Consider the following 22,654-nt stretch of genomic DNA (forward strand, 5'->3'; position numbering starts at 1 on the left):
AGGCGAGCTAGTGGGCGATCATGGCGATTTTCAGATAGACGCCCCAAATGAAAACCGCGAACCTGCCCCAAAATTGCCAAATTGTCAGCGCCCGGACAATTCCTCAAACCTCAAAAGAAACTGAGTTTGGGCATCCTTCGCCGATACGGGATGGAGAACGGCGAGAGCGCTATGAAGTTCCTTCGGCAGCTTCGGAATTCCAAAAAACAATTCCGCCTCGGCTGTCTCGAAACCGGCGAGCAGCGTCGCTTCGTAATAGGCCGCGATCGTATCCGCATCCTTGATCGCCGTCGCAGCAGCGACACTTAATTGCCCAACGCCGAACCTCCGATGGATCGCATCGAGCAGATTGAGTTCGAATGCCTTGTAGTCGAGTCCGATGGCGGTTTTGAAAGGGCTGATAAGATCGCCGATGACGTATTCGGGCGCATCGTGAAGCAACGCCGCGAGACGCTCGTTCGATGTCGACTCCGGCCACAGAGCTTCGAAGATGTCGGTGACGACGAGGCTATGCTGAGCGACGGAGAAAGCGTGATCGCCCTTCGTCTGTCCGTTCCATCGTGCAACGCGCGCGAGCCCGTGCGCGATATCCTCGATCTCGATGTCGCGAGGCTCCGGCGAGAGTAGATCGAGCCGGCGTCCCGACAGCATGCGCTGCCAGGCTCTCGGCATTTTCGCGCGTGATGGATTCATAGTCCTGCGATCTTCAGCTTCTTTTGAAGTTTGGCGCACGCGCCGTGCCTAAAGCACGAGACGAGATGATCGTTGACCATGCCCGTCGATTGCATGAATGCGTAGAGCGTCGTTGATCCGACAAAGCGGAAGCCGTCGGCTTTGAGTGCTTTGCTCATTCTCTTGGAAACGTCGGTCTCGGGCTTTACGTCTTTCGTTGATGCGAGCGAATTGATAATCGGACGACCATCGACAAAGCCCCATATATATTGATTGAACGGCATCCGATCGGAAATTTCGAGATAGGTCTTTGCATTGCCGATCGTCGCCTCGATCTTGGCGCGGTTCCGGATGATGCCTTCATTTTTGAGCAGGCGATCGATATCGCGCGCCGTGTACGAAGCAATGCGCGCCGCGTCGAAATCGTGGAACGCCTTTCTGAAATTTTCGCGCTTGCGGAGGATCGTGATCCACGAGAGCCCAGCTTGAAAACCTTCGAGCATCAGCTTCTCGAAGAGCGCACGATCGTCGGTCATCGGCACGCCCCACTCTTCGTCGTGATAACGAATGTAGGTGGCGTCCGCGCCGGCCCACGGGCAGCGTTCGATCTCCTTTGATGTGATCATGGCGAAGGTAGAGCCGCTGACGATCGCGCCGCTGCCGATGCGCGGTAATTCTCGAGCGCGATATGGTCGACAGTGACCGCGACGCCGCCCGCTGTGAGTGTCTGATTTTTCTCCTTCGCTTCGAGCGCTCGGTCGAGCCGAAGCATGGCGATGGCATCGCGACCGTCGACGGTGCCGACACGTCCGATCGCAACATCTCCGATAAGCACATCGTCGTTTGAGGTGAGGGGAGCCGCGCCGGAAATTTTGACGGCGCGTTTGCGTACGACGGTCTTGTTCTGCATCCGCGCGACGATCTCTTGTCCGACGTAACAGCCCTTCGAGAACGACACGCCGTTGAGCAGATCGAAATCCGCTTCGTGCGGATATGCGTCGCCGAAATTGTAGTCTCGTCCGCCCTCGGGCACGCCGAGCGAAACGCGAAGCGCATCGTAATCGCGAAGCGTATTCGGAGCCTCGAATCCGGTCGCGGAATCGTCGTCCAATCGGGCGTCGATCAGGTGGCGAACGCCTAGAAGTGAATGCCTGGGGTCCGAAAAATGCATGGCGGATTTACGGTGAAAACTCGTCGCGGCGTCGCCCCACGCGGCCTCGATTCGAAACGACTCCGAAATGTCAGTGATGATGACATCGGCGCGAAGCTTGTACATCGAGAGCCGTTTTACGAGATCGCCGACACTCGAACGAAGGACATCGAGAAGGTACCCGCCGCTTTGGCCGACGACGAAAAAGTCGAAGAGGATTTTTCCTTGCGGCGAAAGGAGCGCCGCGTGACGCGCTTCACCTTGGGTAAGGCCCCCGATATCGTTCGTCACCAGCCCTTGCAGCAGCTTTTCGCTGTCCGTGCCGGTGACGCTGACGACACCACGATCAGCAAGGCGCACTAGCTTTGCGGCAGACATGAGATTCACGCCTCGGTTGCAAATGGGGGAAGAGTTACGTATGCGGGGCTTTTCTCGTATGCAAGCCTAAGGAGCACTGCAAGATGGTTGAGACGTTCGACGTCATTATTAGGGGCGCGACGGTCGTCAACCATGACGGAGAAGGCATCCGCGATATCGCAATCCGGAGCGGAAGGATCGCCGCCGTCGGCGATCTCGGCGGCTCGGCCTCGGCCCCGGAGATCATCGAGGCGAAGGGCCTGCACATACTTCCCGGTGTCATCGATACGCAAGTGCATTTCCGTGAACCCGGCCTTGAGCATAAGGAAGATCTCGCGACCGGCAGCCGGGCGGCCGTCGCAGGCGGCGTCACGGCAGTTTTTGAGATGCCCAACACGAAGCCGTTGACGACGAGCGCCCAAACCCTCGCCGACAAAGTTCGCCGCGCGCGCCACCGCATGTTCTGCGACTTCGCGTTCTTCGTCGGCGGAACCCGGGATAATGTGGCGGACATCCCCGAATTCGAGAAGCTCGAAGGCTCGGCCGGCATGAAGGTGTTCATGGGGTCGTCTACCGGCGATCTCCTCGTCGATGACGGCGTGACCCTCGACCAGATCATCGCCAAGATTTCGCGCCGGGCGTCCTTCCATGCCGAAGACGAAGCAAGGCTCAAGTCGAGGATGCATTTGCGGCGGAAGGGCGATCCCTCGTCGCACCCCGAATGGCGCGATCCGGAGGCGGCCCTCATCGCGACCAAGCGGCTCGTCGGCTTGGCCGAGAAGCATGGCAAGCGCGTCCACGTGCTGCACGTCTCGACGGCCGAGGAGATGGAATTCCTGAGGGATCACAAAACCTACGCGACGGTCGAGGTGACGCCCCATCATCTGACGCTGGAAGGCCCGGAGTGCTACGAGCGCCTCGGAGCCTACGTTCAGATGAACCCGCCCGTTCGGGATGCGCGGCACCGCTCGGCGATCTGGGCCGCGCTCCAGTCAGGGGTAGTCGACATTCTGGGCTCCGATCACGCGCCGCATACGCGCGAGGAGAAGGATCACGTTTATCCCGACACTCATTCCGGAATGACCGGGGTGCAGACGCTTGTTCCGATTATGCTCGATCACGTCAATGCGGGACGCCTGTCCTTGCAGCGCTTCGTCGATCTGACGAGCCACGGCCCGCAACGCCTATTCGGAATTCGCTCGAAGGGGCGCATCGCCGTTGGTTATGACGCCGACTTGACCATCATCGACCTGCATCGGACCGCAACGATTACGAACGGCTGGATCGAAAGCCGCGCCGCCTGGACGCCTTACGATGGCGTGAAAGTCAAAGGCTGGCCGGTCGGAACGATCGTTCGCGGCCGGAAGGTGATGTGGGAAGGGGAGATCATCGGCCCCGCCGGCGGAGAGCCCGTCGGTTTTCTCGAGGGCTTCGCCGGCTGAGGCCGAAAACTGATGCTGAACGCGATGCGGACCCGGTCAGCCTTCGCTGCCGGTTTTAGCGACGCGCGACGGTTCCGGCGGCAACTGCTTCAGCACGTGGACGGTCGTGCCGACCTCGGCGAGGCCCGAAAGGTGCACGACATTACCGTTGGTCATGCGAATGCAACCCGATGATGACGCCGTTCCGATCGAGGAAGCTTCGTTCGTGCCGTGGATGCGGTAGAGCGTATTGCCGAGATAAAGCGCCATCGCGCCGAGCGGATTGCGGACGCCGCCCGACATCCGGACGGGCAGCTCCGGCCTCCGCTTGCGCATCTCCGCCGGCGGAATCCAGTCCGGCCAAGCAGCTTTCCGCGTGATCTTTTCCGTGCCCGACCAGGCAAAACCCTGCTTGCCGACGGCGATCGGATAGCGATAGGCCGTCGAGGAATCGAGCACGTAATAGAGGCGCCGTCCCGCCGTATCGATCACGATCGAACCGGCTTCATAGCCGCTCTGGAACGGCACCTTCGGTGGCGCCTTCGCTGCGATGCGCGGTTGTCCGCCGCCGGTCAGGGAACCCGGCGCCTGGCCGGGAACACGGCGGTCGCTGGGTGCTGGCTGGTCCCAATCCCACCCCATTCCGAAAAGCTGCTGTCCGTCTCGGCGGGCACTATCGCGCTGCTTGCGATCCAGCTTTTTGGGGGCGACGTATCCGTAACTCTCTTCGGAAGGATGAAAGGCATAAGCCGGCGCGGCAATGGCGCAGCTCAGAACGGCTGCTGCCAAAAGCGACATACTCTTCATCGATGAAATCCCTCGCTCTTCGTTTAACTTGTAACGAGCGGAATAACCCTTTCCGTCGGAGCTTGAATACCCGGCTGCGGCAATTGGTGATGCAAGACGAACGCATCGGAGCAATGCGCTGACGTTCAGTCTGCTTTTTTGAACGAGGTCCAAGACCCGTCAGCCGCGATAACGAGGCGCCACCACAACCAGCGCTTTTTTTCCCGCATTTCGACAGCCTTGGCTGGCGTGACGAGACGGTAGAGATCCACTTCCTCGGCAGGCGTGAGCTTGTCGATCGGGCGCTCGGCGAGATAGGGCCAGACATAGATCAAGTTGTTCTCGATGTCGTTGCCGAGCGGCAGGGCGACGGGCGGCATCTCGAATGCCTGAATGAGCGCGGCGAGAATTTCCCGGCCCTCGTGATCCTCCGAATGTTCCTTCAGCGCTTTGATCGGATCGCCCGCTGCGTCAATGCCGAGGTCCGGTACGACCCCGCTGACTTCAAATGCTGTCTTCAGTTCCTCGATATTGCCCGAGTGCGCGGCCGTCAGGATCACATCGCGAAGGTCTTCGACATGAGGCGGTAGCTTCACGTTGTTGCCGGCTTCGTTGGTCCCCGCCGCTGCAACGTGGACAAGTGCGGTTCCCGCCACTACGAGTACTATGAGTACCCCAAGCAGGCCTGCTCTCTGAACGAGCGCCTGCCGGACAGACCTAAGTCGCCTTTTGCATGTTGCTCGAGGGATTTCCCACATTGCAGTTGCGCCTTCCGTTGATCCCTGTAGCCGTCGCGCCAATGGCCGTGTTGCCAGGAGCACTGGTGGATTTGCGAACGCCGCCTAGCACAACATGCCCCCAACTCCGACACCGAGCTCATACCCATTGCTGAGTTATATCCCGAACCCTCTCATCATCCCGATTGGCCTGATCGTTGGGATGCTCATTGCCGCCCCCGTTGGTCCTGTCAACGTCCTGTGCATCCAGCGCGCAATCGAGCGCGGCTTCTGGGGCGGGATTGCTGCCGGTATCGGCTCGGTGATGGGCGACGGCCTGATAGCGCTGTGTGCGGGCCTGGGCGTCGGCACGGTTTCCGGCGTCGTTCAGGAACACCGCGCTATTATCCAGGTCATCGGCGGCTTGGCGCTGATCGCTTTTGGCCTTCGCCTCTATTTCAGCGCGCCGCGTTTGAAGATGGCGTCTGAGGCAGATGCGCAGACTGCCCGCCTGAGGGACTTTGTCTGGGACATCCCGCAGACATTCTTCCTGACGGTTACAAACCCCGGGGCCGTCCTCGGCCTCTTCGCCGTTTTCGGCGGCGTCACCACATTCGTCGAAGTCCATTCGACGATCGACGTCCTGCTGCTGGTCGCGGCGATCGTCTGCGGCAGCATGCTGTGGTGGATTACGCTGTCGAACATCATCAGCCGCTATCGGCACCGTATCGACCTGCACGTGCTGCAGATCGTCAACAGGGTCGCGGGCTTGCTGCTCGCCCTCTTCGGCGGCGTATTGATCGCCGAAGTCGTGATGAAATCCGGCAATTTCTAGCGCCGGTCCTGCCTGATTAGTCGCGACTGATTATTGGTCGCGGCGCGTCAGCGTGAATTCGCCCTCGACGACGCGCTTTTCCAATCCGCGCGTCAAATGGATGACGGCATCTTCGCCGTAGATCGCGACCAGATCGGTGAGTGCGGTGAAGAGCGCCGCATAGGCCATCTGCTGCGGCTCGACCCCCGTATCGACGCCCTCGTCCCAAGCGGCGAGAATGAGGTCCAGCGCCTTCAGCGTCGGGTTCTTAGTATCGATGTCCTCGAAGCACTCCATGCGGTCCCAATCTTCCCTCATCCCTGGCCGTCGCCTATGCGATCGGCTCCCACCGGTTGTCACCTAGCACGACCTTTTGCGATAGGTCGAAGCTGCCACTATTCACAGTAAACCGTGTGAAAAGGAACGGCCCGGCGTTAAGCGAGATTTCGCGAGATCAGTTTGGAAACGCCTTCAAGAGGCCGTCCGAAAGTTCGGAGCCTTCGGAGAGAAATCGATTGATGGCCGTCTGGGCGGAGGGGCTGCACGTATTATAGGTGCGGCTATAGCTGCGATAGCCTTGGTTGAACGCGCGGGTCAGCTTCGCGCGTCTGAGTGCGGTCGATCCCTCGGCGTCCATTAGGTCGCGCATGCGGTCGCGCCAGTACTGGCCTTCGTTGGCGCCGCAAAGCTCGCGGAGGTAGTGAACGGCGCCGAGGATCTCTGACAGCCTGAGCAGTCTGTCGTCGTATGGCTTCGTGTCGGACGCAGCCATGACCGGACCACTGGCCGCTGCCCAAAGCATCATCAACGCCAGAAGAGGCGACCCAAGGTTTCGCCAAATGTAGGGTGTGCGACGTTCCACGATCCGGTCCGGCTTTCTCATGTCGGCCTGCTTAAAGCAGATTCTGGGCGGCAGAGCAGCGAACGCTTATATTCAAGTTTCGTCCCGCATCAAAAAGGACCAACCGGACTTGTGCGCACGATACAGTTTGACCTCTCCGGCTGAGGCCGTGCGGGCTTTCTTCAGGGCGCCAAGCGTCGAGGATTTCCCGCCGCGCTATAATATTGCGCCGTCGCAGCCCGTCCTGATCGCCCGAAACGACGTGCATAACCGGCCCGAGCTGCAGCTGGTGCGCTGGGGCCTCATCCCGTCCTGGTTGAAAGATCCGAAAACGCTGGGCTCGCCGCTGATCAACGCGCGGGCTGAAACGGCAGCCGAGAAACCCGCTTTCCGGGGTGCCATGCGCCATCGCCGGTGCCTCGTGCCGACGACCGGCTTCTACGAATGGACCGGTAAGCGAGGCGCCCGCCGCCCGCACCTCATCCGGCTGAAAGATCAAGAGCTTTTTGCGCTCGCCGGCATTTGGGAAGGATGGCTCGGCGCCGACGGGAGCGAAATCGAGACGATGGCGATCCTGACGACCGCCGCGAACGACGAGATGGCGCGCCTGCACGACCGGATGCCGGTGATCCTTGACCAGGGGGACTTCGATCGCTGGCTCGACTGCCGGCCGGGAACCGCCGAAGGCGTGCGCCACCTTCTCAAACCATATGGCCCCGGGCGCCTCTCCGCGACCGCGGTTAATCCCAAGCTGAACGATGCGCGTGCGGAGGGACCGGAACTTCAACAGCCGGAGTTTTCGACGCTGCTGTAGCGACCCGCTTTTCGGGAAGCCCGGCCTCGCGCGTCACGCCCGGCTCGCAGTCCACCCAAATCGGCGCTAACCTAAACATTACCCTTAAAGTGAAGACCTGTTTGTTATCCAAGTGTAGATAGCTAGCAAGGGAACGGCCGGCTTTTACGGCCGCGTGGCTTGGGCCCGTTCGGCGCCAAGGGGACATGGCCAAGGAATTTGGCCAGGGGAAATGGGGAGAGCGCGATGGCGTATCACGGCGAGGATCTCGACCTCAGAACACAGCAGACTTGGACGCCCGCTGATGTTTTGCCCCAGTCCGACGCGCCATCGCCGAACGGCAAGCGCGGACCCTTTCAAGCGGGACCGGTCCTTGTCGACGATACGGTGCTCGCTTGTTTCAACCAGGCTTATGACATCGCATCCGCGCATCGCTCGATCGAAGTCCGCGTCGAGCATTTGCTCAACGCGATGACCCGCGTCGATCCGGCCGCAGTCGCTCTCGAGACACACGGCGTGCGCGTTGTCGCTCTGAAGCGCGAGACCGCGACCATCATCGCGGGCGACATTCCGGCTGCCCCCGGAAGCGGCGCCGTCTCACCGCGACGCTCGGATGAATTGGCGGAACTCCTGCGGCTCGCGGCGTCGTTCGCATCGCGAAGAAATGCTGCAGTGAGCGTCGACGATCTCCTGCATGTGCTTTTCGATCAAAGATCGGATTTTGCACAGTCCGAATTGCTTTTTCGCTTTTCCTCGCGCCTCGCCCAGAGAGACATGCCGAGAGAAATGCCCGAGCCTCTGCCGCCGTTGACGCGCGCTGATAGCCGCTATCAGCCAAGCAGCCTCCGCTATTCCGCCGACTACGGGCGGCCCTCCTATCGCAACGACTATTTGGGAGCACCGGCTGACGCACTCCAGAATTCTCGCATCGATGCGCTCGAGCAAATGCTGCGGGGACTGAGCCACGATTTCTCGAATGAGCGCCACATCATTGCGGGCCTCGTCCGCGATCTCGCACGCGATACGCTTGCGCACCAGGATGATCAGGGGCGCGGGCAGGCCGTATTGATCGAGCGCATCGGAGCCCTCGAAGCGACGCTCCGCGACGGAGGAGCCGCCTCAGTCGAAACACTTCCGCTCGTTTCAAAACTCGAGAACATCGAAGCGGCGCTCGAGCTTCGCCTGCAAGAGATGTCGCAATCGTGGGCGGTTCTCTCGACCCGGCTTCAGGAACTGGAGGCATCGATACGAACGCGCCCGGTGTCCGATGGCGTCGTCGATCTGAAACCCATCGCCGATCGTCTCGACATCATCGAGGAGGCGGTGCTCGGACACGATCAGCATCGCGGCATCGGCGACCTCGCCGACCGTCTCGCGAAACTCGAGGATGACATCGGCCGGGTACTCGCAACGTCGACGGATGCCGGAAGAACCGATGCATTGCTCGGAGGCTTCGATAAGATCGACGGTTTGTCGAATAAGCTCGATACGCACAACGGATCGTTGAATGAACTCGCCGTCGGTCTTGTGGAACGCATGACCGAGGTCGAGCGCGCCGTCGCCGCCGAGATCGAAACGGCAGCCGCGAAGCACCAAGCCTATGCGCACGACCTCACGGAGGTCCACGAGGCCTTGCTGAAGGTCAACGAGAACCAGCATACCCTCGCTGGCTCCATGGACCAGTGGCGCACGGAATCGGCGACCGACGTCGCCAATATCCTGAACCGTCTGGCGGGCATCGATCGCGACGCCGCGTTGCCCGCTGAAACGCTCGCCGCATTGAACAACCACATGGAGGCGACAAACCGCTTCATCATCGAGCGATATCATCGCCGGCATCGCTTCATGTATTGGCTTTTTGGAACCGACGATTGGATCAGCGCCAGTTGGCCGTCGACGAAAGCGACGGTCGCGGCCGAAGAGCAGCGGCTCAAGGAAGCCGGTGCTTGAGCGACGGGGCGATTCAAATGGATACTCGGCGCAATCGTTCGTTAACATGACTGAGAGGTCAGTGTTTACCGATTTGGCTTAATTGGTGCGGCTTCATTTCGTCGGAAAGCCAGCACCTTTCGCCATGCAATCACAACATCGCCCCTTCCTACGCCTCGCGGATATCATGTCGCCCGAGGCCAATAGCTTCGGCGTTTTGCGCCTGCTGATGGCGACATTCGTGCTGATCTCCCACAGCTATCTGTATGCCGCCGGGACCGATGCAGCAGAGCCGCTGCAGCCGTGGCTTGGCCGGTCGCTCGGCGAATATGCCGTGCAGGTATTCTTCATTTTGAGCGGCGTGCTGGTGGCCCAAAGCTTCGACCGCAGCCGCAACGTTCTGAACTTCGCAGCAGCCCGTGTGCTACGAATTTTTCCGGCACTCATCGTCTGCGTGGCCGTAACATCGTTCGTGCTCGGCCCGATGGTCTCGCAGCTGACGGTTGGCGAATACTTCGCCGACACCGGTCTTTATGCCTACATCGCCAAAACGCTCGCTCTGACGACCGGAGCAGCACCGCTGCCCGGCGTCTTCGAAAACCTGCCGTACGCCGGTTACGTCAACTCTTCGCTCTGGACGTTGAAGTACGAGGTTCTTTGCTATGTCATCCTCGCGGCGCTGGGCGTCGCGGGCCTGTTCGAAGAGCGCTGGCGCAAGCTCGCGATCGCCGGTCTTGCCGTCCTCGTCGGAACCGTGACGCTGGGACTGCCCGCCGAAGCAGAAGCCTACGGCTTCTCCGACAATCTGCGCTACTTCATCGTCTTCTTCTTCAGCGGCGTTCTTGCGTACATAGCTCGCAGGCATCTCGTTATCCACGGTGCCGCGCTTGCGCCTCTGGCCGTTCTTTTTGTTTGTCTTGCAAAAACGCCCCTCGCGGAAATCAGCGCCGCGCTCTTTCTCGGCTACGCCGCCCTTTGGCTGGCGACCAAAGCGCTCGGACTGCTGCGGGCCGTTTGCAACAAATTCGACGCCTCGTACGGCATCTACATCTTTGCCGGCCCGACGCAGCAGACGCTGCTGTGGCTAATGCCGGGCCTGCCACCCGTTTGGCTGTCTCTCATGGCCTTCGCCATCGTCCTACCGGCAGCCGTTTGCTCGTGGATCGTGATCGAGAAACCGGCCATGAAGCTGAGATCGCTTATTACCGCGCGACTGAAGAAGCGCGAGCAGGTTGCGCCGCTGCCCGCTACCTGATTGACCGGTCTTTCCCCCGCTCCGTTTACCAAGGTCAGCCAAAAAACCTTGAGCCCACCGCCGCGCCCGTGCTTTTCTTAACGAAGCGTAAACGGGCGTTGGGGGCGGGCATGTTGCAGCGATACGTGATTGTCAACGGCGTGACGACGGCGGTTCTTTACGGGGCAGCCTATGCGTTCACCCCGTCATCGTTGCACGTGCTGGACTCTATCCGAGCCGGTTTCGAAGGCTTCGTCATGCAAAGCCCGATGTTGGGTCCGCTCGTGAACAAGATCATCCTCGTCATCAGCGCTCTCTGAGCTCTGAGAGCCGCACCAGCTTATTCGCGCGGCGCGGCCGCCCGCTTCAACCGATCGTTGATCGCTTCACCCAAGCCGTGCCGTGGGATCGGCGTCGCGGCGATTGTCGACGCGCCGGAAGCATCGAGAGTGCGCAACGCCGCAAAGAGGTTCGCCGCCGCTTCGACAAGATCACCGGATGGGCTGAGATTGATGACGGTTCGTGCGGGCTTTTCCGCAATGCCGCCGAACGCCAGAACCGCTTCATCCGGACCCCAGTCATAAGCATCCAGCCGCAAACCCGCTCGCGGCGCGTAATGGCTCTGAAGCTGGCCGGGGGACATGGGCCGGTCTGTTGAACCGTCCTCGCGCGCCAGGCGGCTGCCCAGAACCTCTTCGATCGCTTCGACCGTCACCGCGCCCGGCCGAAGCAGAACGGGCGCCCCATCTACAAGGCTAAGCACCGTCGATTCGAGTCCGAGTGTGGTCGGGCCGCCGTCGAGAATGAGCGCGGCCTTATCGCCGAGGTCCGCTGCAACATGCTCGGCGCGTGTCGCGCTGACATGGCCTGACCGATTGGCAGATGGCGCCGCGAGTGGGCGCTGGGCCTCCAGGAGAAGCGCGCGCGCGACGGGATGATCGGGAGAACGCAGCGCGACCGTCGGCAGGCCGGCGGAGACGAGATCGCTGACATCGGAGTTCGCCGTGCGCGGCACGACGAGCGTCAGCGGGCCGGGCCAGAAAGCGTCCGTCAGCCGCCGCGCGACCGGCGAAAACGTCCCGATGATGATGGCCTGCTCGAGCCCCAGAACATGAACGATGAGCGGGTTGAACGTCGGCCGGTTTTTAGCCGCGAATACGCGTGCGACCGCTTCGCCGTTCGTCGCGTCTGCGCCGAGGCCATAGACTGTTTCCGTCGGAAATGCGACGAGCGCACCCGACCTGATCATTTGTCCCGCTTCGGCGATCCATCCGGCGTTGGCGGGAGCAATCCTGCCCTGCATTAATTTTCCACCCGGTTTGCTCGCACCTCTGTTCGGCATAGTGTCTGCAGCCAGTTCCCGAGAAATGTTGAGAGACGATCCATGACCTATCAGGCTCCAGTAGACGACATCGTCTTTGCGCTTAAGACCGTGGCTGCCCTCGACGAAATGGAAACGAGCGGACTCTACCCGGAGCTTGACGCCGATACCGTCGTGGCCGTCATCGAAGAGGCGGGAAAGTTCGGCGCCGAGGTCCTAGCACCTTTGAACGCAATCGGCGACCGGATCGGCTCGAAATTATCTGACGGAAAAGTGACGACCCCGCCGGGTTTCGCCGATGCCTACCGCCAGTACGTTGAAGGCGGATGGAGCGCGCTCCCCTGTTCGGGCGCGTATGGCGGACAGGGCCTTCCCGAAATCGTCGCAACGCCGGTCGGCGAGATATGGAACGCCGCTAACGTCTCGTTCGGGCTTTGTCCGCTTCTGACGCAGGGCGCGATCCACGCCATCGAGGCTGGCGGCAGCGAAGCGCTGAAGGCCAAATTCCTGCCGAAAATGGTCGCAGGCGATTGGACCGGCACAATGAATTTGACGGAACCGCAAGCGGGTTCCGATCTGGGCCCGCTTTCGACGCGCGCTGAGCGCCAGCCCGATGGAACATACCGAATCACCGGCACGAAGATCTTCATCACCTACGGCGACCACGATATGGCGGAAAACATCGTCCACCTCGTGCTCGGTCGCCTGCCCGACGCGCCGCCGGGAACGCGCGGCATTTCGCTCTTTCTGGTGCCCAAATTCCTCGTCAACGACGACGGATCGCTGGGCGATCGCAACGACGTCATTTGCGCCGGTGTTGAGCATAAGCTCGGCATCATGGCGAGCCCGACGTGCGTAATGAAATTCGGCGAGAACGGCGGCGCGACGGGTTATCTCGTCGGCGAGGAAAACCGAGGTCTCGCGACCATGTTCGTCATGATGAATGCGGCCCGCCTCGGCGTCGGCGCCCAGGGCGTCGGCGTTGCCGAACGCGCGACGCAGCACGCCATCGCCTATGCGAAGGAGCGCCGCCAGGGCAAGAGCTTTACCGCGAATGGTACGGGCGGCATGAGCCCCATCATCGAGCACGCCGATATCCGGCGCATGCTGTTGACGATGAAAGCGCTCACCCAAGCCGCGCGCATGATCTGCTACGCGACGGCGAAAGAACTGGATATCGGGCATCGCGGTGCAGATGAGAGAACGCATAAGGACGCTCTCAATCGCGCCGCGCTGCTCACGCCGCTGGCCAAGGCATTCTCGACGGATATCGCCAACGAAGTCGCGTCCCTCGGTGTGCAGGTTCACGGCGGCATGGGCTTCGTCGAAGAAACGGGTGCCGCGCAATATCTCCGCGATGCGCGCATTCTGCCGATCTATGAAGGCACCAACGGCATTCAGGCCATCGACCTCGTGACGCGAAAGCTCACCCTCGATGGCGGCGCGACGGTGACGACGTTTCTCGCAGGGCTTGGCGAGACGATCGCTAAAGTGCGCGCCGCACGGCGCAGCGATTTCGGCCATACCGCCGAGCGTCTGACAGAAGCCTTGAACGGCCTGCAGTCGGCGACATTGTGGATGGCACAAACGCTGCCGGGTAATCCCGAAAAGGCCCTCGCATCGGCGACGCCGTTCCTGCGGCTCATGAGCCTGACGGCCGGCGGCACGTACTTGGCGAAGGGCGCACTGACGGAACCCGAAGGATCGCCCCACGTCGCGATTGCGCGGTTCTTCGCAGAAAATCTGCTGACAGAAGTGAAAAGTCTCTCAGAATCCGTTCAGCACGGCGCCGACTCGGTGCTCGTCGATGCCCATGGCGCGGTGTTCGCATGACATCGGAAATCGCAATATGGCGCGACGGCGGCGTTCAGGTTCTTCGCATCGCGCGGCCGGAGAAGAAGAACGCGCTGACCGGCGCAATGTATCGAGCGCTCTGCGACGCGCTCGAAGCAGCCGACGCCGATAGTTCCATCGCAGCCCACATTGTAACGGGATCGGACGGAGTTTTCACCGCCGGCAACGACATCGCCGATTTTCTCGCAACGTCGAAGGGCACCGGCGATCTCGGCAAGGACGTGGTGAGATTTATCAGGCTGTTGCCCGTCATCAAGAAGCCGTTGATCGCGGCTGTCAGCGGTAACGCGATTGGCATCGGTACGACGATGCTCTTTCATTGCGATCTCGTTTACGCAGCACCTGACGCGATGTTTGCGACGCCCTTTCTCGATCTCGGAGTGACGCCGGAAGCAGCCTCCAGCCTGCTGATGACGCAGCGGATGGGCTACGTGCGCGCCTTCGCCATGCTCGCGCTCGGCGATCCGATGTCGGCTGATGACGCGGTCGCCGCCGGATTTGTGAATGCGATTATTCCGGCCGCCGATCTCGAAGGGGCGGCGCTCGACGCGGCGCGCCGCTTGGCAAAGAAGCCGCCCGAAGCATTGGCGTTGGCGCGACGCCTGATGCGCGGTGATCCAGCCGAAGTGCTGAAGCGCATCGACGAGGAGATCGCTGTCTTCCGCGAGCGGCTCCGGTCTCCTGAGGCGATCGAGGCGTTCACGGCCTTTATCGAAAAACGTGCTCCGAATTTCAACAAATCGGTATAGATCGGGCGTTGTGCTCCTATACCGGATCCGACGCCCCTTACGTTATCGCGGCCAACATATTAGGTTGAACTCCATATTCGGCAGGGAATGAAAGCAGCGGAAATGGCGTCACTCAAGGGCAAGACCCTCTTCATCACTGGGGCAAGCCGCGGCATCGGGCTGGCAATCGCGAAGAGAGCGGCGAGGGACGGCGCGAACATCGCAATCGCCGCCAAGACGGTCGATCCAAATCCCAAGCTCGAAGGCACGATCCATTCCGCCGCGAAGGAGATCGAGGACGCGGGCGGCGCAGCGCTCGCGCTCGAGTGCGATATTCGCAACGAGGATGAAGTCGAGCGCGCCGTTGCGGAAACGGTCGAACGCTTCGGCGGCATCGACATTTGCGTCAACAATGCCAGCGCGCTCTCGTTGACGCCGATCGAGAAAACGGAACTGAAGCGCTTCGATCTGATGTTCGCGGTCAATACGCGCGGCACGTTCCTGACGTCCAAGGCGTGCCTGCCGCATTTGAAGCGCGCCGAAAACCCGCACATTCTGACGTTGTCGCCGCCTCTCGATATGCATGCCAAATGGTTCTCAGGGCACGTTGCCTATTCGATCGCGAAATACGGCATGAGCCTGTGTGTTCTGGGGCTTGCCGACGAGTTGAAGAAGGATGGCATCGCCGTCAACGCGCTCTGGCCGCGGACAACGATTGCGACGGCGGCTGTGCAGAACATTCTTGGCGGCGACAAGCTCATGCGGATGAGCCGCACGCCAGATATCGTCGCCGACGCGGCACATCTCGTCTTCAGTCAACGGGCGAAAACGTTCTCCGGTCATTTCCTGATCGACGATACGTTTCTTTATGAGACCGGGAAGGTGCGCGATTTCGAAGGCTATCGCGTCGATAAGTCGATGCCGTTGGCGCCCGACTTCTTCGTCCCGGCGGAAAGCAAGCCGCCTCCAGGCGTTCAGATCGCACGGCTGTCGGAATTGGCGTGAAGCTCAGACCCGAGCGGTGACGGAAGCAGGTGACTGAAGCATATGACGACAGCATTGATCACCCATCACGCTTTCCTCAACCACGATACCGGCAATAGTCATCCCGAGCGGCCAGACCGGATGCGGGCCGTCGACGAGGCGTTGTCGCACGAGAGCTTCGCACTCCTGGAACGCCGCGAAGCGCCCCTCAGGGAAGATGACAAGACCTACATCGCCATGGCGCACGGCGCGCAGCATATCGCGGGCCTCACCGGGGCGATCGAGCACATCGAACAGGGCCATAAATACCTCGACGTCGACACGGTCGCGTCGCAGGGCACGTGGGAAGCCTCCCGCCGGGCCGTCGGCGCAGGGCTCGACGCCGTCGACATCGTGATGACAGGCGAGGCCGCGAATGTCTTCTGCCAGGTTCGCCCGCCCGGTCATCACGCCGAGAGCCAAAGGGCCATGGGCTTTTGCATCTTCAACAACGTGGCGATCGCCGCACATTACGCGCGGAAAAAATATGGAGCCGAACGCGTCGCCGTCGTCGATTTCGACGTGCACCACGGCAACGGTACGCAGGAAATCTTCTGGTCCGACAAGGATCTTTTCTACGGATCGACGCACCAGATGCCGCTCTATCCCGGCACAGGTGCGTTGCGGGAAACGGGCGTCGGTAATATATTCAATGCGCCGCTGCGTGCGGGCGACGGACGCGAACAATTCGAGGAAGCGTTCAGGAGCCGGATCCTGGGGCCGTTGCACAACTTTGCCCCTGACGTGCTATTGATCTCGGCAGGTTTCGACGCACATCAGCGAGATCCGCTCGCCGGACTCAATCTTGTCGCACAGGACTTCCAATGGGCGACCGAATCCCTTTCAGAGGTGGCTCGGCGTCACGGCAACGGGCGAATAGTCTCAATGCTTGAGGGCGGATATGATCTCACGGGGCTTGCTCAATCCGTTGCAGCCCACGTAAAGGCGTTGATTGACGCAGGCCATTGAGCGGCAAGCCGATCCACACGCCCGGAAGCAGGACAATATGAATACGAAAGCACCGGAAAAAAACTTCGCCGACATCAAGGACATGACGTTCGAGCGCGCGCTGAAAGAGCTTGAGGCCATCGTCGGCAAGCTTGAGCGCGGCGATGTCGAGCTCGAGGAGAGCATCACCATTTACGAGCGGGGCGAAGCGCTTCGGGACCATTGCGATCGCCTATTGAAGGCGGCGGAGGCAAAGGTCGAGAAATTGACGCTTGGAGCTGACGGCGCGCCAACGGGCACGACGCCGCTCGACAAGGACGGAAATGCGCCCTTTTGAACCGGACGGCGCGTAATAGCGCCAAGCTCCGGCGGATGATACGGGTCAACGCCAGATATTAACTACTCTGCGGCACGCAAGCGCATTATGTCCTCTACGAGCCTCCGCAGTTGGGGTGATCGAAGATAGGCGGTATGAATGCAAGCGCGCCTTTGAGGGATCATTGTTTACCGCACGCTTCCACAACGGCATTTGATAGCCGCCGCATCAAGGTATTACCGTGAGCCAGACACCGTTACTTGATCGAATTCAAACACCGCATGATCTGCGTCAATTGACGGAAGATCAGCTGCCGCAGCTTGCCGCGGAACTTCGCGACGAGACGATCAGCGCCGTCTCCGAGACCGGCGGCCATTTGGGTGCGGGCCTCGGCGTAATCGAGCTGACGGTCGCCCTGCATTGGGTCTTCAATACGCCGGACGACCGTCTGATCTGGGACGTCGGCCATCAGGCATATCCGCACAAAATTTTGACGGGGCGCCGCGAGCGTATTCGCACCCTGCGCCAGCCCGGCGGTCTCGCAGGCTTCACGAACCGTGAGGAAAGTCCCTACGATCCGTTCGGCGCAGGACACTCCTCGACCTCGATTTCCGCCGCGCTCGGCATGGCCGTCGCGCGCGATCTCAGCAACAAATCGAACAACGTCATCGCAGTCATCGGTGATGGCGCGATGAGCGCGGGCATGGCCTACGAGGCGATGAACAACGCCGGCGCTCGCGATGAGCGGCTGATCGTCGTTCTCAACGACAACGATATGTCGATCGCCCCGCCGACGGGAGCGCTCTCCGCTTACCTCGCGCGCGTTACGTCGAGCGGCACGTACGTGCATCTGCGCGATTATGCCAAACAGCTTGCGAAGATGCTTCCCAAGGCGTGGGAACGCCGTGCGGCGCGCGTCGAAGAGTACACGCGTCACCTTTGGCAAGGCGGTGCTTGGTTCGAGGAGTTGGGCTTCTATTACGTCGGCCCGCTCGACGGCCATGACCTCAATCAGCTTCTTCCCGTCTTGAAAAACGTGCGCGATCTCCAGCAGGGCCCGATCCTGCTGCATGTCGTGACGAAGAAGGGTAAAGGCTACGCACCGGCGGAAGCCGCTGACGACAAGTATCACGGCGTCAACAAGTTCAACGTCATCACCGGCGCGCAAGTCAAACCGAAGCCCAATGCGCCGAGCTACACGAAGGTTTTCGCCGACGCTCTGATCGCGGAAGCCCGGAAAGACAAACGCATTGTCGCGATCACGGCGGCAATGCCGTCGGGTACGGGTCTCGACCACTTCGGCGAGGAATTCCCCGATCGCACCTTCGATGTCGGCATCGCCGAGCAGCACGCAGTGACGTTCGCAGCCGGTCTCGCGACCGAGGGCTACAAGCCGTTCGCGACCATCTACTCGACGTTCCTGCAGCGCGCGTACGACCAGGTCGTGCACGACGTCGCGATTCAGAAGCTGCCGGTTCGCTTTGCGATCGATCGCGCGGGCCTCGTCGGCGCGGACGGTGCAACGCACGCCGGATCGTTTGACGTCGCCTATCTCACCTGCCTGCCGGACTTTGTCGTGATGGCCGCGGCAGACGAGGCCGAGCTTGTCCATATGGTCGCGACGCAAGCGCAAATCGACGACCGGCCGAGCGCGCTCCGCTATCCCCGCGGCGAAGGCGTCGGTGTAGACTTGCCCGAAGAGGGCATACCGCTGCCGATCGGCAAGGGCCGCATCGTCCGTCAGGGATCGAAGGTCGCTCTTCTCTCGCTCGGAACGCGGCTTGCCGAATGCCTGAAGGCTGCCGATCAACTCGCAGCTGCCGGGCTTTCGACGACGGTCGCCGACGCGCGCTTCGCCAAGCCCCTCGATGGAGAGATGATCCGCGAGCTGGCCACGAACCACGAGGTGCTGGTCACCGTCGAAGAAGGGTCCATTGGCGGCTTCGGCAGCCACGTGTTGCAGTTCTTGTCCGACGAAGGCTTGCTCGATGGCGGCCTCCGGGTGCGCGCCAAAGTGCTGCCGGATGTCTTCATAGATCACGGCAAGCCGGAAGCCATGTACGAAGCCGCTCGCCTCAATGCGTCAGGCATCGTCGAGACGGTTTTCGCGGCGCTCGGCCGTGCCGCGGCCGTCGGAGAACGCGCTTAGAATTAGAAGGGGGCCGCAAAGGCTCAGGGACTCGGAGGGAATGAAATGCATTCGATCGTGAGCCTTGTTGCGCGAATACTTCTTTCGGCAATCTTCGTTACGGCGGGCGTGAACAAGATCTCCGGGTACGTGGGCACTCAAGCCTACATGGAATCTCATGGGCTGCCCGGCGGTCTTCTCCCTCTGGTCATCGCCCTCGAGGTGATCGGCGGTCTCGCCGTGCTCCTCGGCGTCTTTTCGCGTTGGGCTGGTCTCGCACTGGCGGCGTTCTGCTTGGCCAGCGCGGCGTTCTTTCACTTCGACTTTGCTGATCAAGCCCAGGCGACGAACTTCATGAAGAACGTCTGCATGGCGGGCGGCTTCCTGCTGCTCTTCGCCAACGGCTCCGGCCGTTACGCGCTGAGGCCCGACTGAAAGCCGGGCCCCGCGTTGCTTCTCACTCGACCGTGATGGTCACGACGTCCGATTTCACCGGCGGATCGTGCGGAATGTGGTTCTTGTCGCCGAGCAAGAGCTGCAGCGTATGTTTGCCGGGCTTAAGTTCGACGGATGCTTCCGTCTGGCCCTTGCCGTAGTGAACGTGGTGATCGTCTTTGGGGATCGCCTCGCCAACGTTGGGCACCGGCGCGTCGATCAAAAGATGATGGTGGCCACTATTCTGTGTTTCGGAGCCGGCAGGAGCAACCTCCATGCCCTCGATGCCGAATTTTATGGTAACCGGGCTCGAAACGGTCGCGCCGTCCTTCGGCTCGATGATAAAGACCTTCGCACCGCTTGGAGACGGCGCGCGGGCGCTGTCCGCTAGGGCCGCCATCGGCAGCGTCAGCGCAACCAGCGCTGCGAAGATTGCAGGTTTCATATAAGTGCTCTCCATTGTTTCCCGTCGACAGAGATGGGGCCGATGCTGGGCAACGTCAATTAGGTTGGCAAAGGATCATGCGTTTGGATCAGATGCTCGTGACGCGCGGACTGGCGCCATCGCGCGCCCGTGCGCAGGATCTGATCAAACGCGGCTTCGTGCTCGTTGGCGGCAGCGTCTGCGATAAGCCGGCGCAGGACGTGAAAGATCATCTGACGATCGAGATTTCTTCCGCGGCTCCGGCCTACGTTTCGCGCGGAGCCGAAAAGCTTTTGGCAGCCCTCGATCACTTCGGGTTCGACCCTTCGAAGCGCGCCTGTCTCGATGTCGGAGCCTCGACCGGCGGCTTTACGGAAGCCTTGCTCGAACGCGGCGCCGCTCGCGTCTATGCCGTCGATGTCGGCACGGCGCAGCTTCACGCGCGCATGCGAGACGACGCCCGCGTGGTCTCGCTCGAAAACTTCGACGCACGCCGTTTGTCGCCCGCGGAAGTGCCGGATCCGATCTCGGCGATCACAGTCGATGTCAGTTTTATCTCCGTCACGAAGCTGCTGGCTCCGGCGCTACAACTTGCAGCTCGGGGCGCCTGGATGGTCGTCCTGGTGAAGCCGCAATTCGAGGTCGGACGCGACAACATCGGCAGCGGCGGCATCGTGCGCGATGAGGCGGCGCGTCGGGGCGCACTTGAAAGCGTACGCGCGTGGATCGAAAGCCAGCCCGCGTGGACCGTCGTCGGTGAAATGCCGTCGCCCATTCTCGGCGGCTCCGGCAATTCGGAATTTCTACTTGGAGCACTTCGTAATGACTGACGCGCGCGAACTCTTGATCCGCCGTATCGGCGCGCAAGGCGATGGAGTAGCTGACCTCGATGGCGAGCCCGTCTTCGTGCCGTTTACGCTGCCGGGAGAGCGGATCGAAGTCGACGGCGAACGCGCACGTCTGCTGCGCGTGCTTGAACCGAGCCCTGAGCGCATCGCGCCGGTCTGCAAGCACTTCGGCAAGTGCGGCGGCTGCAGCGTCCAGCATATGGCGTCCGAAACCTACGCCGAATGGAAGCGGAATATGGTGGTCGACGCGTTTCGCTCGCGCGGCCTCGAACCCATCGTCGATCCGTTGCAAAGAACCGCAGGCAAACGCCGCCGCGCGGTAATGAAAGCGGTGCGAACGCCAACCGGCGTCGCTTTGGGCTTCTATGAGGCGTCATCGCATGACCTCGTGGCCATCGAGGAATGCCCAGTTCTCGAACCGAAGATCGTCGCGGCATTTCCCGCCATCGAGAGCTTGATTGCGCCGCTCCTCTCAAAGCGCGGGGAAGCGCGCGTCGCCATCACGCTGACGAAATCCGGCCTCGACGTCGAGATCACCGGAACCGAGCGGCAATTGACGCCGGAAGTGAGAAGCGCCCTCGCTTCGAAGGCAAGCGATATGCAGCTTGCGCGTCTCATCGTCGGGACCGAACTCGTCGTCGAGACACTTCATCCGTTTTTCACGTTCGGCACCGCGGACGTGATCTTGCCGCCGGGCGTCTTCGTGCAAGCGGTGGAAGAAGCGGAAACGGATATCGCGCGTCGCGTACTTGCGGCCGTCGGCAAAGCCAAAGCCGTCGCCGACTTGTTCTGTGGCTTGGGCGCATTCACGTTTCCGTTGGCGGCGCGCTCACGCGTCTCCGCGTTCGACGGCGATAAGGTTGCCATCTCCGCGCTCACGTCCGCCGCGAAAAAAGCGTTCGGCCTAAAGCCGATTACGGCAACCGTTCGGGATCTTTTTCGCGAGCCGCTGTCAACGCTCGAACTGAACGAGCACGACGCGATCGTATTCGACCCGCCGCGCGCTGGTGCGGAAGCGCAGTCGCAAAGACTGACGAAATCGAAAGTGAAAACCGTCGTCGCCGTGTCCTGCAATCCGGCAACGCTCGCGCGCGATGCGCGTCATCTCGTCGACGGCGGATACAAAATCGAATCCGTTACGCCGATCGATCAGTTCCTCTATTCCGCGCACGTCGAGGTCGTCGCAATTTTCCGCCGCTAGACATCGCGAAGAATACGCTCGACGAAAGCCGGGACGATCTCCGTCGCTCGTCCGTAAATCGCTTCGTCGAAATGACTCGCGCCTTCGGAAGGTTCGAGATTGAGCTCGACCGTGTGCGCCCCATGCGCGGCCGCCTCCGCGACGAAACCGGCTGCCGGATACACATTCCCGCTCGTCCCGATCGAGACGAACAAATCGGCTTTCGCCAGTAGAGCATTGATCCGCCCCATCTCGTACGGCATCTCGCCGAACCAGACGACGTCCGGCCGCATGCCGCCGGGAAGTCCGCAAAACGGACAAGCCGTGTCGGCGCGAAGATCGTCCCGCCACATCGTGCGATGGGAACAAAACGTGCAGAGCGCCTTGAGCAGCTCCCCATGCATATGGATCAGCGACTTCGAACCCGCAGCTTCATGCAGCGCGTCGATGTTCTGCGTGACAATCATCACGCTGCCGTGCTCCGCCTCGAGGCGGGCGAGCGCGATGTGCGCGGCGTTCGGTTTGATGTCTCGATGCGCGCGCCGCCGGGCGTTATAGAATTCGTGCACGAGGATTGGATTGCGCCGGAATCCTTCCGGCGTCGCGACATCCCGCAAATCATGCTTCGACCAGATGCCGTCGGGATCGCGAAATGTCGAAAGTCCGCTTTCCGCCGAAAGTCCGGCGCCGGTAAGAACGACGATGTTCCGAAAACGCGCGATTGTGTCGCCTCCGG

Annotated in this window: 25 protein-coding genes; 15 read left to right on the plus strand and 10 right to left on the minus strand. The window is 61.3% G+C overall.

Going from position 1 to position 22,654, the window contains the following annotated elements; genetic code table 11:
• Positions 1–84: 84 nt before the first annotated feature.
• From AC1DK3_RS04615 to ygfZ, 3 genes are read right to left on the minus strand one after another with little or no spacing between them, the layout of a single operon-like run.
• Positions 85–693 carry an HD domain-containing protein gene (locus tag AC1DK3_RS04615; protein WP_477191101.1) on the minus strand — a complete coding sequence of 203 codons (609 nt, stop codon included), beginning with the start codon at positions 691–693 and terminating at the stop codon, positions 85–87.
• Positions 690–1,298, minus strand: a complete 609-nt coding sequence (locus AC1DK3_RS04620) for a DNA-3-methyladenine glycosylase I (RefSeq protein ID WP_477191102.1) — start codon at positions 1,296–1,298, stop codon at positions 690–692. Before AC1DK3_RS04620 ends, AC1DK3_RS04615 begins: the two co-directional genes overlap by 4 nt.
• Positions 1,295–2,200: a CAF17-like 4Fe-4S cluster assembly/insertion protein YgfZ gene (ygfZ, locus tag AC1DK3_RS04625; protein ID WP_477191103.1), complete on the minus strand. Its 906-nt coding sequence runs from the start codon at positions 2,198–2,200 to the stop codon at positions 1,295–1,297. The genes AC1DK3_RS04620 and ygfZ overlap by 4 nt, the downstream gene beginning before the upstream one ends.
• An 83-nt stretch (positions 2,201–2,283) precedes the next feature.
• Between ygfZ and AC1DK3_RS04630 the strand changes: the two genes are divergently transcribed.
• Positions 2,284–3,621 carry a dihydroorotase gene (locus AC1DK3_RS04630; protein ID WP_477191104.1) on the plus strand — a complete coding sequence of 446 codons (1,338 nt, stop codon included), beginning with the start codon at positions 2,284–2,286 and terminating at the stop codon, positions 3,619–3,621.
• A 36-nt stretch (positions 3,622–3,657) separates the two neighbouring features.
• Here AC1DK3_RS04630 and AC1DK3_RS04635 read toward each other — a convergent pair whose 3' ends face one another.
• Together AC1DK3_RS04635 and AC1DK3_RS04640 are read right to left on the minus strand one after the other, a co-directional pair.
• Positions 3,658–4,407 carry a L,D-transpeptidase gene (locus tag AC1DK3_RS04635; protein WP_477191105.1) on the minus strand — a complete coding sequence of 250 codons (750 nt, stop codon included), beginning with the start codon at positions 4,405–4,407 and terminating at the stop codon, positions 3,658–3,660.
• 125 nt (positions 4,408–4,532) lie between these two features.
• A complete protein-coding gene (locus AC1DK3_RS04640) occupies positions 4,533–5,042 on the minus strand; it encodes a hypothetical protein (RefSeq protein ID WP_477191106.1) in 510 nt (169 codons plus the stop codon).
• Positions 5,043–5,271: 229 nt separating this feature from the next.
• On the opposite strand from AC1DK3_RS04640, the gene AC1DK3_RS04645 reads away from it, so the two are divergent.
• On the plus strand, positions 5,272–5,937 hold the full coding sequence (locus tag AC1DK3_RS04645; protein WP_477191107.1) for a LysE family translocator: 666 nt from the start codon (positions 5,272–5,274) through the stop codon (positions 5,935–5,937).
• 30 nt (positions 5,938–5,967) lie between these two features.
• Here the strand turns inward: AC1DK3_RS04645 and AC1DK3_RS04650 are convergent, their stop codons facing one another.
• Both AC1DK3_RS04650 and AC1DK3_RS04655 read right to left on the minus strand, forming a co-directional pair.
• Complete coding sequence (locus tag AC1DK3_RS04650) at positions 5,968–6,234, minus strand: hypothetical protein (RefSeq protein WP_477191108.1); 267 nt, start codon at positions 6,232–6,234, stop codon at positions 5,968–5,970.
• Positions 6,235–6,370: 136 nt separating this feature from the next.
• Entirely contained in the window at positions 6,371–6,799 is a 429-nt protein-coding gene (locus AC1DK3_RS04655) for a TIGR02301 family protein (RefSeq protein ID WP_477191109.1), read from the minus strand.
• Between the two features lie 88 nt (positions 6,800–6,887).
• On the opposite strand from AC1DK3_RS04655, the gene AC1DK3_RS04660 reads away from it, so the two are divergent.
• From AC1DK3_RS04660 to AC1DK3_RS04675, 4 genes are all read left to right on the plus strand, one after another.
• Positions 6,888–7,571, plus strand: a complete 684-nt coding sequence (locus AC1DK3_RS04660) for an SOS response-associated peptidase (protein ID WP_477191110.1) — start codon at positions 6,888–6,890, stop codon at positions 7,569–7,571.
• Between the two features lie 225 nt (positions 7,572–7,796).
• Positions 7,797–9,500, plus strand: coding sequence for a Clp protease N-terminal domain-containing protein (locus AC1DK3_RS04665; protein WP_477191111.1), 1,704 nt, complete (start codon positions 7,797–7,799; stop codon positions 9,498–9,500).
• A 124-nt stretch (positions 9,501–9,624) separates the two neighbouring features.
• Positions 9,625–10,734: an acyltransferase family protein gene (locus AC1DK3_RS04670; RefSeq protein ID WP_477191112.1), complete on the plus strand. Its 1,110-nt coding sequence runs from the start codon at positions 9,625–9,627 to the stop codon at positions 10,732–10,734.
• A 110-nt stretch (positions 10,735–10,844) separates the two neighbouring features.
• Positions 10,845–11,033 (plus strand): hypothetical protein, encoded by a 189-nt coding sequence (locus AC1DK3_RS04675; protein WP_477191113.1) that lies wholly within the window; start codon positions 10,845–10,847, stop codon positions 11,031–11,033.
• A gap of 20 nt (positions 11,034–11,053) precedes the next feature.
• Here the strand turns inward: AC1DK3_RS04675 and AC1DK3_RS04680 are convergent, their stop codons facing one another.
• Entirely contained in the window at positions 11,054–12,016 is a 963-nt protein-coding gene (locus AC1DK3_RS04680; RefSeq protein WP_477191114.1) for an L-threonylcarbamoyladenylate synthase, read from the minus strand.
• 81 nt (positions 12,017–12,097) lie between these two features.
• Here AC1DK3_RS04680 and AC1DK3_RS04685 point away from each other — a divergent pair, with 81 nt between their 5' ends.
• From AC1DK3_RS04685 to AC1DK3_RS04715, 7 genes are all read left to right on the plus strand, one after another.
• A complete protein-coding gene (locus AC1DK3_RS04685) occupies positions 12,098–13,867 on the plus strand; it encodes an acyl-CoA dehydrogenase (RefSeq protein WP_477191115.1) in 1,770 nt (589 codons plus the stop codon).
• Complete coding sequence (locus AC1DK3_RS04690) at positions 13,864–14,637, plus strand: crotonase/enoyl-CoA hydratase family protein (RefSeq protein WP_477191116.1); 774 nt, start codon at positions 13,864–13,866, stop codon at positions 14,635–14,637. The genes AC1DK3_RS04685 and AC1DK3_RS04690 overlap by 4 nt, the downstream gene beginning before the upstream one ends.
• 102 nt (positions 14,638–14,739) lie before the next feature.
• Complete coding sequence (locus AC1DK3_RS04695; RefSeq protein WP_477191117.1) at positions 14,740–15,621, plus strand: SDR family oxidoreductase; 882 nt, start codon at positions 14,740–14,742, stop codon at positions 15,619–15,621.
• Positions 15,622–15,663: 42 nt separating this feature from the next.
• A complete protein-coding gene (locus AC1DK3_RS04700) occupies positions 15,664–16,608 on the plus strand; it encodes a histone deacetylase family protein (protein ID WP_477191118.1) in 945 nt (314 codons plus the stop codon).
• 37 nt (positions 16,609–16,645) lie between these two features.
• Complete coding sequence (locus AC1DK3_RS04705) at positions 16,646–16,924, plus strand: exodeoxyribonuclease VII small subunit (protein WP_477191119.1); 279 nt, start codon at positions 16,646–16,648, stop codon at positions 16,922–16,924.
• A gap of 220 nt (positions 16,925–17,144) precedes the next feature.
• Entirely contained in the window at positions 17,145–19,052 is a 1,908-nt protein-coding gene (dxs, locus tag AC1DK3_RS04710; protein ID WP_477191120.1) for a 1-deoxy-D-xylulose-5-phosphate synthase, read from the plus strand.
• A 45-nt stretch (positions 19,053–19,097) separates the two neighbouring features.
• Entirely contained in the window at positions 19,098–19,466 is a 369-nt protein-coding gene (locus AC1DK3_RS04715; RefSeq protein ID WP_477191121.1) for a DoxX family protein, read from the plus strand.
• 22 nt (positions 19,467–19,488) lie between these two features.
• Here AC1DK3_RS04715 and AC1DK3_RS04720 read toward each other — a convergent pair whose 3' ends face one another.
• Positions 19,489–19,911 (minus strand): DUF4399 domain-containing protein, encoded by a 423-nt coding sequence (locus AC1DK3_RS04720; protein WP_477191122.1) that lies wholly within the window; start codon positions 19,909–19,911, stop codon positions 19,489–19,491.
• Positions 19,912–19,988: 77 nt separating this feature from the next.
• On the opposite strand from AC1DK3_RS04720, the gene AC1DK3_RS04725 reads away from it, so the two are divergent.
• Both AC1DK3_RS04725 and AC1DK3_RS04730 read left to right on the plus strand, forming a co-directional pair.
• Positions 19,989–20,720, plus strand: a complete 732-nt coding sequence (locus AC1DK3_RS04725; RefSeq protein ID WP_477191123.1) for a TlyA family RNA methyltransferase — start codon at positions 19,989–19,991, stop codon at positions 20,718–20,720.
• Positions 20,713–21,939: a class I SAM-dependent RNA methyltransferase gene (locus AC1DK3_RS04730; RefSeq protein ID WP_477191124.1), complete on the plus strand. Its 1,227-nt coding sequence runs from the start codon at positions 20,713–20,715 to the stop codon at positions 21,937–21,939. Before AC1DK3_RS04725 ends, AC1DK3_RS04730 begins: the two co-directional genes overlap by 8 nt.
• On the opposite strand, the gene cobB is transcribed toward AC1DK3_RS04730, so the two are convergent.
• Complete coding sequence (gene cobB, locus AC1DK3_RS04735) at positions 21,936–22,640, minus strand: Sir2 family NAD+-dependent deacetylase (protein WP_477192874.1); 705 nt, start codon at positions 22,638–22,640, stop codon at positions 21,936–21,938. The genes AC1DK3_RS04730 and cobB overlap by 4 nt on opposite strands.
• Positions 22,641–22,654 lie beyond the last annotated feature (14 nt).

It is taken from the genome of Hyphomicrobium sp. 01T421 (assembly GCF_056398805.1).